10 protein-coding genes are annotated in these 12267 nt (G+C 42.3%); 4 read left to right on the top strand and 6 right to left on the bottom strand.

Features of this window, described 5'->3' with window-relative positions:
- The first annotated feature begins 8 nt into the window (after positions 1 to 8).
- Entirely contained in the window at positions 9 to 767 is a 759-nt protein-coding gene (locus HGH92_RS31660; protein WP_168874856.1) for a LytR/AlgR family response regulator transcription factor, read from the top strand.
- Between the two features lie 3 nt (positions 768 to 770).
- Here HGH92_RS31660 and HGH92_RS31655 read toward each other — a convergent pair whose 3' ends face one another.
- Complete coding sequence (locus HGH92_RS31655) at positions 771 to 1931, bottom strand: FecR family protein (protein WP_168874855.1); 1161 nt, start codon at positions 1929 to 1931, stop codon at positions 771 to 773.
- A 41-nt stretch (positions 1932 to 1972) separates the two neighbouring features.
- Positions 1973 to 2524, bottom strand: a complete 552-nt coding sequence (locus tag HGH92_RS31650) for an RNA polymerase sigma factor (protein ID WP_168874854.1) — start codon at positions 2522 to 2524, stop codon at positions 1973 to 1975.
- Positions 2525 to 2981: 457 nt separating this feature from the next.
- On the opposite strand from HGH92_RS31650, the gene HGH92_RS31645 reads away from it, so the two are divergent.
- Genes HGH92_RS31645 through HGH92_RS31635 form a run of 3 tightly spaced genes read left to right on the top strand, consistent with a single transcriptional unit; the run spans position 2982 to position 9117 of the window.
- The gene (locus HGH92_RS31645; RefSeq protein WP_168874853.1) at positions 2982 to 6296 is read left to right on the top strand and encodes a SusC/RagA family TonB-linked outer membrane protein; all 3315 of its coding nucleotides are present in this window, start codon (positions 2982 to 2984) and stop codon (positions 6294 to 6296) included.
- 40 nt (positions 6297 to 6336) lie between these two features.
- Positions 6337 to 7800, top strand: coding sequence for a RagB/SusD family nutrient uptake outer membrane protein (locus tag HGH92_RS31640; protein WP_168874852.1), 1464 nt, complete (start codon positions 6337 to 6339; stop codon positions 7798 to 7800).
- A gap of 42 nt (positions 7801 to 7842) precedes the next feature.
- Complete coding sequence (locus HGH92_RS31635; RefSeq protein ID WP_168874851.1) at positions 7843 to 9117, top strand: TlpA family protein disulfide reductase; 1275 nt, start codon at positions 7843 to 7845, stop codon at positions 9115 to 9117.
- Between the two features lie 88 nt (positions 9118 to 9205).
- Here HGH92_RS31635 and HGH92_RS31630 read toward each other — a convergent pair whose 3' ends face one another.
- The 4 genes from HGH92_RS31630 to HGH92_RS31615 all read right to left on the bottom strand — a co-directional run bounded on the left by HGH92_RS31630 (position 9206) and on the right by HGH92_RS31615 (position 12047).
- Positions 9206 to 9466 carry a hypothetical protein gene (locus HGH92_RS31630; RefSeq protein WP_168874850.1) on the bottom strand — a complete coding sequence of 87 codons (261 nt, stop codon included), beginning with the start codon at positions 9464 to 9466 and terminating at the stop codon, positions 9206 to 9208.
- A gap of 411 nt (positions 9467 to 9877) precedes the next feature.
- A complete protein-coding gene (locus HGH92_RS31625; protein ID WP_168874849.1) occupies positions 9878 to 10138 on the bottom strand; it encodes a hypothetical protein in 261 nt (86 codons plus the stop codon).
- 87 nt (positions 10139 to 10225) lie between these two features.
- Entirely contained in the window at positions 10226 to 10654 is a 429-nt protein-coding gene (locus tag HGH92_RS31620; RefSeq protein WP_168874848.1) for a MauE/DoxX family redox-associated membrane protein, read from the bottom strand.
- A 10-nt stretch (positions 10655 to 10664) separates the two neighbouring features.
- A complete protein-coding gene (locus HGH92_RS31615) occupies positions 10665 to 12047 on the bottom strand; it encodes a serine/threonine protein kinase (RefSeq protein WP_168874847.1) in 1383 nt (460 codons plus the stop codon).
- Between the last annotated feature and the right edge of the window lie 220 nt (positions 12048 to 12267).

The raw sequence follows: 12267 nt of genomic DNA, 5'->3' as shown, positions 1-12267 counted from the left end.
TTAACTGTATGAGAATTGTGATCGTAGAAGACGAAAAACCCAATGCAACCCGCTTAAAGAACCTGGTGCAGGACATCTGTCCCGATGCAGAGGTGGACGCCCTGCTGGACACCGTGACCGGCAGCGTGGCCTGGTTCCGGGAGCACACTCACCCAGACGTGGTCCTGATGGACATCCGGCTGGCCGATGGCTTGTCATTTGACATCTTCCAGCAGGTGCCGCTTCAATGCCCTGTTATCTTCACTACCGCTTATGACGAATACGCCATCCGGGCATTCAAGGTGAATAGTATTGATTACCTGTTGAAACCGATTGAGAAAGAAGACCTGCGGCAGGCGCTGGACAAGATCAGAAAAGAACCGGTGCAGGCTGGTCCGACCGAGATGGTACAACAGCTACTTGAATTTTTCAAACAAAAGGAAGTTTCCTATCGTACCCGTTTCATGCTCCCGTTCCGGGATGGGTACCGCACTGTGCTGGTAGAGGATGTTGATTTTGTATTTTATGCTGCCAATGTCACCCATCTGGTATTGAAGGACAAGTCGCATGTGGTGGTCACCCAGACGATGGACGAACTGGAAGAGCAGTTAAACCCTATTCAGTTTTTCCGTGCCAACCGGCAGCATATCATCGGAGTACACAGTATAGACCGTATACTCCACTCTTTTAACGGCAAACTGCAGATACGGCTGAAGCGGGACCCCGAGCGGGAAGTGCTGGTCAGCAAAGAAAAAGTGCCGCTGTTTAAACAGTGGTTGGACAAATGATTCTTATTTAAAATGCAGGCGTCCGTTTTTATCGAAATAATAATCTACGGCTGTTGTTGATTTCAGGTTTTCCAGGAATGTGTTGATGGACTGGCTCCGCTCCAGGCTTCCGGTGAAGGTTTCGCCGGCGATGTGATTGTTGTCCATGATCACGGGGATACCGAACCAGCGGGGAAGCACGCGGGCTATTTCCGACAGGGAGGTATTGGAGAAATAGAAGACGCCCTGGCGCCAGGAGAGTTCTTCTGATTCGTCGAAGGGATGGATACTGATGCCCGAATTTGTTGTAACGGCCTGCTCGCCAGGTTTCAATATTACATTTTTCACTTTTACGGCACCTTCAACAAGTGAAATTTTAACATTGTTGCTGTCATAGCTATTGACGTTAAATGCGGTTCCAAGTACCTGCACCGTTCCTTGTGGTGTGTGTACCAGAAATGGATGCCTGGAATCTTTTGCCACCGTCAGGAAAGCCTCTCCTGAAATATATATCTCGCGGTTGTCAGCAGAGAAGGGTACCGGAAAACGGAGTATTGAGGCCGAATTAAGAGTGACCTGTGTTCCATCAGATAACTTTATCGTATAATATTTACTAACCGGCACTGCCAATGTTAAGCTTTCATTATTCATATGTGCCGGTATGGTACTTACGGGCAGCACGAGCGTTTTATTATTGTTGATTGCCTGTAAGGTGCCTGTATGAAGGAGACCGCTGTCCTTAGACAGATTTAAAATTTTCCCGTTACCTAGCTGCAGCTGAACGCCGGCATGCGCATCGGTCAGTGAAAGCGCGGGAGCAGTGATTGCAGGGGAGCGGAACAGCCACCATGCTGCCAATAGCAGCATTAAGAGGGAGGCTGCGGCTGCCCATATGACCGGACGTATGCGTATTGATGCTTTATGCCGCAGGACAGGCAGAGGAAGGAGCTCGGCACAGACGGCTTTGTCTGTCTGGAAGGGCATTTTTTGCCATAGTAGATTATCAAAGCGGCAGAAGTTATCATTCACATCTTCTTCGCCAAATAGTTGTTTCGTTTCATCCCACGCAGCCGCCACCACGCCGTCCGTTTCGATCAGGTGGTCAAGATAAGCTTCATCGGCGGCGCTGATGATGCCTCCGATTTTCTCCGTCATCAGCTGTTGTATATCCAGATTTCTTCTCATTACTTAAATAAAGACACGTTTTTTGACATAGCGGGCTAATGTCAATGCACATTTTTTTTCAACAGGTTCCGTAGATCTTTTAAGGCAAGCGCCATGTGTGTTTTTACTGTGGCTTCGCTGACCCCTAGTCTTTCAGCTATTTGTTGTCGTGAGAGCTGGTACAGGTACCCCAGTTTAAAGACCCGCGCCCTGACAGTCGGCAGTAGGGACATGGCATCTGACAATTGTTGTTGCAGCTCCTTATTTTCTAAAATATTGACAGGCGCTTCAAATGTTTCGGGCAACTGGATTTGAGCAAACCGCTTGCGTTGGATTTCACTGGCACGTACATGGTTGAGGCTACGGTTGCGAATACTGATAAACAAGAAATTCCTGATAGGTCCTGTCAGATCACCTGTTTTTTTCCAGTCCATTTGCCAGAGGTCCACAAAGAACTTCTGCACCAGGTCCTGCGCTTCCGTTTCATCCTGCACAATACCATAAGCGACCACCATCAACCATTTCCGGTAGGTAGTATAGATATAGGCAAATGCATCCGGATCTTGTTCCCTTAGCTTTTGCCACAATATCATATCGTTTTCGTATGTGTTCATTACGGTTTATTCAGCTCATAATAACGTAATGCAATGGCTGCACTGGAAACATTCGACAAAGGGATAAACAGGGCCAGCCGGTAAAGCCGGGCACAGTTCACAAAAACGGCAAAGGTTATTGAGAGCAGGTGCGGGATATTTCCGTTAAACAGCCAGTGTAGCGTATTATAGCTATGATTGTTATTGTTACATGAAAATAAGGCTTAGATGGAGTTTACGGCAGAACAGATGAAAAGAAATTTGTTAATCGGTTGTTATGAAATTTCCATATGCAAATAAAGTGGTCAAATCCGAATTAATAAAATTCTGCATGTTAACTTTCTGTAACCCACATAACATTAAGTTAATATGAAAAACCTTTGCGGTTCTTAGGCCGTGATAAAATAAATGTTGTCTTTATTATAGAGGTACCTGAATTTATACAACAAATTTTATCCAAACCTATCAACACATTGTCATGATCCATATGCTACTCCTTCATGCAAGAAGATTTCGAAGATTGCTGCCGCTGCTACTTTTAGGAGGCACGCTGACAACCTCTCTTCCCGTATTGGCCTGGAGCCAGGGAGACCAGAAGGTAACGCTCTATTTCAAAGAAGCCCCCCTGTCGCTTATTTTCAAGGGAATTGAAAAGCAGACAGGACTGGTATTTATGTATAACACCAACCAGGTAAAAGACAACTATCGGGTAAGTATATACGTAAAAAAAGTATCGTTGGAAGATGTGTTAAAAGAATTACTTTCTCCTAAAGGCATTGCCTGGGAGTACAGGATGAAAACGGTAATATTAAAACCTGAAAAACTCACATCTCCTATCAGCGCTGTGCCTGCCGATTCTGCCGGCAATGTAATAACGGGAGAAATCAGGGATCCAAACGGAGCACCGTTGCAGGGTGCATTCATCATCGTCAAATCCACACAAAAAGGCACGGTTAGCAATGAGAAAGGCAAGTTCTCGCTGAGAAACGTTCCTGTAGGGGCAATTCTACAGATTAGCTATACCGGCTTTACCCCACGTCAGGTGACCGCCTCCGGCAATGCTCCAATTCAGGTTAAGCTTGATGTGGCCAACAATCGACTGGATGAAACTGTCGTAATGGCCTATGGCACTACTTCACGTAGGTTAAACACTGGCTCCATCAGTAAGGTTACCACAGAGGAAATAAGCAGGCAGCCAGTGTCTAATCCTTTGGTGGCCCTGGAAGGCAGGGTACCTGGAGTTCTCATTACGCAAAGCAGCGGTGCTCCCGGAGCTTCTGTAAAGGTACAGGTACGTGGACAAAACTCTCTCATTAATGGATCAGAACCATTGTATATTATTGACGGGATACCTTTTGCCCCTAACAACAATAATGTCAACTATCTGACATCAATACTCAGCCAGGGCGATGCGGGCCTTAGTCCCTTTAGTATGATTAACCCAAGTGATATTGAGAGTATAGAGGTGTTAAAAGATGCGGACGCCACCGCCATTTATGGAAGCAGAGGAGCCAACGGGGTAGTTCTCATCACCACCAAAAAAGCAAAATCTGGTAAGACTACTGTTACCGCAAACATAAATACAGGAGCCAGCACAACAACCAGAGGACTGCAAATGATGGACACACGGCAATACCTTTCGATGCGCCGGGAAGCGTTCAAAAACGATGGTATAACGCCAAGTTCTTCTGCCACCTCTCCATTTTTCGCTCCGGATCTTACCATTTGGGACACCACACGATACACCAACATTCAAAAATTGCTTTACGGTGGAACTGCGAGGACACTGAATGCAGGCATATCTGTTTCAGGAGGAAGTCAGCAAACCCAGTTTTCAATTAGTGGCAATCTTCATCGGGAAACCTCTGTATTGCCAACCGATGCATCAGATAACAGCTCCTCTATAAAGTTATATTTACATCATACTAATCCGAGTGGGAAACTAAACATATCTTTTACCTCCCTGACTAATTTTGATAACAACAAATTAATTGCCGGAAACGCCTTAAATGTACTACTGCCACCAAACATACCTGAGCTCTATGATTCATCCGGGGGACTCAGCTGGGCAAAAGGTGGCGCATCATTTGTCAACCCATTAGGAGACTTTCTAAGAAAGTACAAAGTTCAAACTAGCAACCTTATTAACAATCTGACACTCGAATATAAAATAATTGATGGTTTGTCGTTCAGGGTAAGCACAGGATTTAACTTATTGCATCTTAAAGAAACCCAACTATTCCCGATGGCGTCCTATGATCCGGCTACTACTCCAACCGGCTCATCTGCATTCTCAAACACCAATGTTAGCAGTTGGATCATCGAACCTCAACTGGAGTATACAAGACCTTTGCTGCATGGAAAAATAGATCTGCTAGCCGGAGGTACCTGGCAGGAAAATAAGAGAGATAATACTTCCTTTTCTTTAACGGGTTATACCAACGATAATCTACTTTCATCAGTGGATGCAGCCCCGCTCACAGGAAACAGATCCTCTGAAGATATCAAATACCGTTATGAGGCGTTGTTTGCTCGCATTAACTACACATACAATAATAAATATATATTAAACCTAACAGGCAGACGGGATGGTTCTTCACGATTTGGAACTGGAAAACGATTCTCTAATTTTGGCGCAGCTGGTATAGCTTGGATCTTTACCAATGAGGTCTTTTTCTCTCCCCTTTCCGGTTTCCTGAGTTTTGGAAAACTAAGAGGCAGCTACGGCATCACAGGAAACGACCAAATTGGAGATTATAAATATCTTCCTACCTGGACCCCAATAGGTGCTTATCAGGCAGGAACCAGCATCCGACCTGACAATCTGTTTAATCCGGCGTTCAATTGGGAAAAAAACCAAAAAAGTGAAATTGCCCTTGATTTAGGTTTCTTGCATGATAAAGCACTTTTCACTGTAGCATACTATCGAAACAAATGTAGTAACCAACTAGTAAGCTACTCCCTTCCTGCTCAAACAGGCTTTTTAAACATCACTCAAAACCTCCCTGCTGTTATTGTCAATAAGGGTTGGGAATTTGAACTTGTTTTAAAGGTAATCAATACAAAGGTGCTTAGATGGAATATCCTGTCTAATCTGACATTACCTTCAAATATTCTTGTCAGCTTCCCGGGGCTGAGCAGTTCTCCCTACGTCAGCACCTATGAGATTGGAAAATCCGTCAATATGATAAAACAATACAGGTATACCGGTGTTGATCCCAAATCCGGTATCTATACATTCGAAGATTTAAACCATGACAATATAATTAATCCACTCGACTTCCAATATGTGGGGAAAACCGATCCTGACTTTTTTGGCTCTGTAGGGAGTGACGTCAACTATAAAGGCATCCAGCTAAATTTCCTATTTAGTTTTAGAAAGCAGCTAGGAAGAAACACCCAATACTCTATTTATACCAACAGAAGCTATCCAGGTCTTATGTACAATCAGCCAACCGCTGTACTTGACAGGTGGCAACAGCCCGGCAGTACCGCCACCTATGAAAAGTTCACCGCCATCACCAGCAGCGACGCATCAAAACAAGGCGGCCTATTCACCAGATCTAGCGGAATGTATAGCGATGCATCTTTTATCAGGCTGAAAAATATCTCTGTCAGTTATGACATACCAGAAAAATACCTTAAAACAATTGGACTAAAAAGTGGTAAAGTATTCGTCCAAGGACAAAACCTCGTCACAATAACAAACTTCTTAGGCGATCCTGAGACGCAAAGCCTTTATGGAATCCCACCTTTAAAAACAATCGCAGGTGGTTTATCAATCATATTATAAAACGACGAAAAAATCTTCATAGAATAAAGCTAACTTATTTATGAAAAAACAATTTTCTACATCTGCGCGATGCACCTTTGTCGGCATCGCCATCCAATATACTAAGGAATACACAGCTAACACAATACTTTTCTGCGTTACCACTATACTCTTGTTCACGTCATGCAAAAAATTTGTTGACGTCGGAAGTCCTTCCAACAAAATAACTACTGCAGAAGCTTTTAAGGATGATGCCAATGCCACTTCAGCGGTGCGGGGATTGTATTCTCAAATTCTCGCTACAGGCTTGAGCCCCGCTAATGGGGGAATAACTATCTACACCGGGCTCGCTTCAGATGAATTAAGGTATACGGGAACGTCGATAGATCTCAACGAGTTCAATTCAAACGCGATTTCCTCTACCAACTCCACTAATCGGCTTTCCATTTGGTATTTAGCATACCAAGCCATATATCAAGCCAATTCTTGTATAGAAGGAATAACCGGTAGCACAGGAATATCTGCTAATCTTAAAGATCAACTTTTAGGAGAAAGTAAATTCATGAGAGGATTTTGGTATTTCTACCTGACTCAACTATATGGAGATGTTCCTCTTATCACAACATCCGACTATAATCTTTCAGGATCACAGGGGAGATCCCCCTCTCAGGAAGTCTACAAACTAATGCTATCGGATTTAGACGATGCTCAAAAACTACTACGAACAACGTATCCTTCCGATGGACGACTCAGACCCAATCGTTTCACAGCAAATGCACTGCTATCAAGGATATACCTCTACATTGGCAATTGGAAATTGGCCGAAGATCAAGCCAATAGTGTTATTAACTCCGCTACATATACACTGACACCAGATCTTTCCAAAGTATTTCTTGCCGGGAGCACAGAAGCTATATGGCAACTATCTCCCACTTCCGTAGGAGCTAACACGCGTGAAGGCGCCACTTTTCTACCCACTAATTCAGGAACTATCCCGACCTATGTTATTAGCGAAAGCTTAATGAATACTTTAGATACGAGTGACCCAAGAAAAAAAGCCTGGATTGGAAGCAAAATCATTGGCACAAAAACCTACTACTTCCCCTTTAAATACAAAGCCAATATACTCAGCACCATAACGACAGAACACTATATGATGTTTCGCCTGGCCGAACAATACCTGATTCGTGCCGAAGCACGGATCAGACAAGGCAATATTGAAGGCGGCATAAGCGATCTGAATGTACTCAGAAGTAGAGCAAGAGGAAACAATAACAGTATACTACCTGACTATCCCAAAAATGCAACCGTAAATCAAGCGCTCTCCTATGTTCTGGCTGAAAGGCAAATTGAACTAATAACAGAGTGGGGCAACAGGTGGTTCGACTTGAAACGATTTCATCTTTCTGGAATCGTCCTGAAACCGCTAAAATTAAACTGGAAGGAGACTGACACCTTACTTCCGATCCCAGCACAAGAAATACTACTCAATAAAAATCTGACTCAAAATAACGGATACAACTAACGAACTCGTTTATTGACATTTTAAACTTGTCAAACTTCAAAAATGAAATCGCTTCGATCACTACCCATCATTATAGCAGGCACGTTGCTGTTACATTTTTTCGCCAGTGCTCAAAGAATCAATGTAGGTGAAAAATGTCCTAACATTAAACTAACAACCATATTGAATAGACAGTCCCCTAATGCAGAACTACTTACCGCCTTCAACGACAAGCCTCTTATAATCGACTTCTGGTTTATTGGTTGCGCGCCCTGTTATGAATTTATTCCCAAATTAGACTCTCTTCAAAAGGCCTACCACAATCAATTTAACATCCTACTTGCCAGCAAGAATAAGGAAGAAGAAATACGGAATTTTATGGGCAAGAAAAATCTATTCAAAAACATCGACGCACCCATTGTACACTCTGCCATCAGCAAAACCGACTTATTTAAGTTATTCCCCCATTACTCAGAACCGCACGAAGTCTGGATCGACAAAAAGGGAATCGTTCAGGCAATCACCAGTCATCAGTGGGTTACTCCTGATAATATTGATCGGTTCCTACGGGGCGAGCCGTTAAATCTTCCTGAAAAACAGGATATGCTGGATGAAGAAAGAGCTTTGGGAGGGCAACCCTTATTTATCACAGACGAAAAATACTGTTCAGGAAAACGGAAATTATACTATTCATGGATAGGATCGGCAGACCCCAAAGTCCCGGGCCTGACCATTCATAAGATCCAAAAAGAAGAGGGATCCAGAAGGATAGTATGCCAAAATACTAGCATAGTAAAATTATATCAAATTGCCTACAGCGCCGTCCCCAGCTATGGATTATTGAAGATTGTTATGACACCGAAAGATTCTCTAAAATATGCTACAAACGAGAAAACATTTAAGAATATATTCTGCTATGAAATCTTTCTTAAAGATACCACTGAAAGCAAAATAAAAAAAATGATGCAAAAAGAGCTGGATTACTTTTTCCAGATGAAAAGTACAATACAACAAGAAAAAAGCTCCTACCTAGTTCTCTCCAGATTAAAGGGAACAGAAAGCGTCTTTAGGGCAAAGGAAGACGCCCAGCCGTCCAACAGTATTGTGAATGATAGCATCGTAATTAAGAATATAAAGTTAGACTACATAGTCCAAAACAATTTTTTCAAAAAATTACCCTATAATGTCATTAACGAAACCAACTACGACGGAAAAGTGGATATCACTATTCCCAATTCAAAGGATCTTAAAGATCTTAAACAATGTCTGAACAAATACGGTTTTGACATCAATCTCGAGATAAGAAATACCAACGTAGTGGTACTACAAGACATATAACTATTTCAGATTGCACGCATACCCTTTACAAAAGGAGTTTTTTCCCTTCTCCTTTTGTAAAGTACTTTTTCTCGGACGATCAATCACTTCAATAATGTTTAAATAGTGTTATGTGTGCCAAATCCGTATGAGTACCGCGAAGGCAAGTTATGTTAGTAGCGCCATGACAATCACTAATTTCCATTGCAACACCAACGGTTGCATGCGCAGTTAATAAATTTCCGTCCGGATCATACCAGTTGTAAGTCTGTCGGAATCCGAATTCACCTTCCTTGTGCATTGCGGCATAGGCACCTCCAATGCCGGCAATAGCAGCGAGAGCTGTAACTACAGCCTTGAACTTTTTCAAATTTCTAACTTTAACAGTTATTGTATAATTTTCGATAACTTATCAGGAGCCCCTACACCTCAGAATCAAGGATCTCCTGTATATTAGGGTCCCCAAAATAATGTAATGGACTGCATTCCGGTGGCCGTACCTCTCAGACAGGTTTTTAATACTCCCGCAGGACAGATCGCTTTTGCAACTGTAACAACGGCAATGAAGGCGAGCTCACCGGAAGGAAGGTACCAATTGTAGGTAACTCCAATTGTCTTTTCAATCTCGGAATGTCCGTTAGCATAAGCCCCTCCCACTCCGATCAACGCTCCCAAAGTCGCACATATAACACTGACCTTTTTCATGGCTTTCTCATTTACGTCCAGTAATTCTAAATGTACAAGGAGACAGCAAGTAGCCGTCTCCTTGTACACCATATGATCACAATGGTTTGAACAGAGTAAAATTAGACAAACCGGCGTGAGTACCACGTAGACAGGTTATCTGAGCAGGAGCACCGCAACCACCAGCAACTTGTGCTGCACCAATAGTTGCATGGGCAGTCAACAGTTTACCAGATGGAGTGTACCAGTTGTAAGTCTGAGCAAACCTTCTTTCAGTTTCCTGATGAGTTGCAGCATAGGCACCACCAATACCTGCAACGGCTGCAAGAGCAGCAAAAGCAACTTGAATCTTTTTCATAAATCTGATTTTTAAAGGTTATTATGTAAATTTCAGCCGTTTCAACTAAACAGGACGGCTAACTCCTGTACTATGCGCATAAGTATCTTAACTAAGCTTGAACCATCTTCTACTTGCGGGAATAATAAAAGGCAACAACCCAATTATCAAAAATATCAGGTTAAACCACAAATGCTGTGTCCATGTCAGCTTACTGATAACACCGCCACAACTACACGGAATATACTTAAACACTCCTGATTTAGCGACCAATATGTATGCAGTGAACACAATCATCAAACCAATAGCCGCATATAAACCTTTCAATCTGTATTTGGGAAGTATTAGCAACAATACAACCAATAGCTCTACAGTAGGTATTGCCCATACCATGAAAGGCACCCAGGAAAGATTAAAAGGTTGCAATCTCAATTGTCTGGTAAATAATTTCACGTCGAACAACTTGCTTGCTGCAGCATAGGAAAACATCAAAATATAAGCTAATGCAGCAACTTCTAACAACGATTGTCTCTTCATATTCCTTTTTTTAGCTAATGAATATTTCTACTGCAGCTCTTACCTCCACAATATCCGGCCGCTTATCCGGATCTAGGTCCAGACATCTCAGTATAATGTTTCTTAATATATCCGAATGAACATTTTGGGTTATTTCCTCAGTATCCACTACGCTTTCCCTGTTAACAAAACAAGAAGGATGTTTGCCAGTTAAAATGTGTAGCAATAACGCCCCCATTGAATAGACATCTTCTTTGATTGTTGGCGTCATCACCTTTAACTGTTGTGGTGAAGCATAACCAAAGACCCCCAATGTGTATGGCGGGTTGGGTTCATTCGTATGTAAATTATATGCAAGCTCTAGGTCTATAGCATATATTTCGCCAGATGCAAGAACCATAAAATTGGTCGCTGTCGCATCTCTGTGAACATATCCCAGCTGATGAAGTCTGTCGATAATGAACAACACCATCAGAAAATAGTTGAACAACAAAGATTTTGATTCAGCAGGCAAATCCTCCCATAGACAATTCTTATATATCGCTTCTATTCTTCGATGCAAGTCTACTCCTTCCAAAAATTCCATAACCAGATAACTTTCCTCTCCTCGTTCAAAATAATCAATAAACTCAGGCACAGGCACCTCTCCATGCAGTTCTTTTAGCACCTTTGCCTGCCATTGTAATCGATCTTTTATATACCTTCCTTTTCCATCATTAAAAACATGATATTTCCCTTCTTTGATAAAGCACCATCCGAACCTTAACCCTTTTAGGTCAACCGCTTTAAGCAAATCACCTTTTGGCGACCTACTAATCATCACGAGGGGAACATAACGTCCCTTTAGCAATCGTTTTCTCTTCCAATACTGGTATTTTCGATCAACCTTAAAAGGTATATTCTTAAAATCCGGATTCTCAGTTTTGGCAATCCGAATCACATTTCCATTTTCATCCTGTTGTTTCACATAGTTAATTCTGGCAACATAAATAATCTCTCCAAGGCGTATTGACCTGTTTACTTCCGGCCCCCAAAACATATTCGTCAGCGGGCTTAACAGATGTACCATTTGTGTGGTGGTTTTCTCATCTATTGAAAAAATCGAAACGATCTTTCCCACTTCATTGGCTCCGTACCAGAAATCGTTCCGTTGCGTCGCCATTTCCATACACTTTACAACGCTGAAGGGTACTCCTGCCTTATAAATAACAGGACACACTTTTAATATAAGATCAACAATCAGATCGTTAGTTGCAGATAAAAACAACACCCAACCAGCATCGCTTGTAACCTCTCCTATATTTAACCTGTCGTTATCCTCCCGGTACGGTATCTTCATTTCATCAAGCAGGTGGTGGAAACCATTTTGCTGATCAACATTCTGGTTGTGTGTTTCCTTCAATTCGTTTATCATATTGAATCTTTTATGCAATACAAGGCCACTGCCATGCATACATATGGCATGTCTTATTCAGGCATAGTTATTAAATATCGCTTATCAAGGACTACTTGATGCATCCATTGGCATAGCAAACCTGTAAAGATCAGGAGATCTTTTCAGGTATTTGTTCTCCGCATTTTCATCCTGATTATTGGATCATGTCTTTAATGGTACTATTCTCCGAAAAATGCAA

This window comes from Chitinophaga varians (genome assembly GCF_012641275.1).
GTDB classification, from domain to species: Bacteria; Bacteroidota; Bacteroidia; order Chitinophagales; family Chitinophagaceae; genus Chitinophaga; species Chitinophaga varians_A.
Note: the sequence above shows the minus strand (reverse complement) of the source record. Positions and strands in the feature narration are given on the sequence as shown.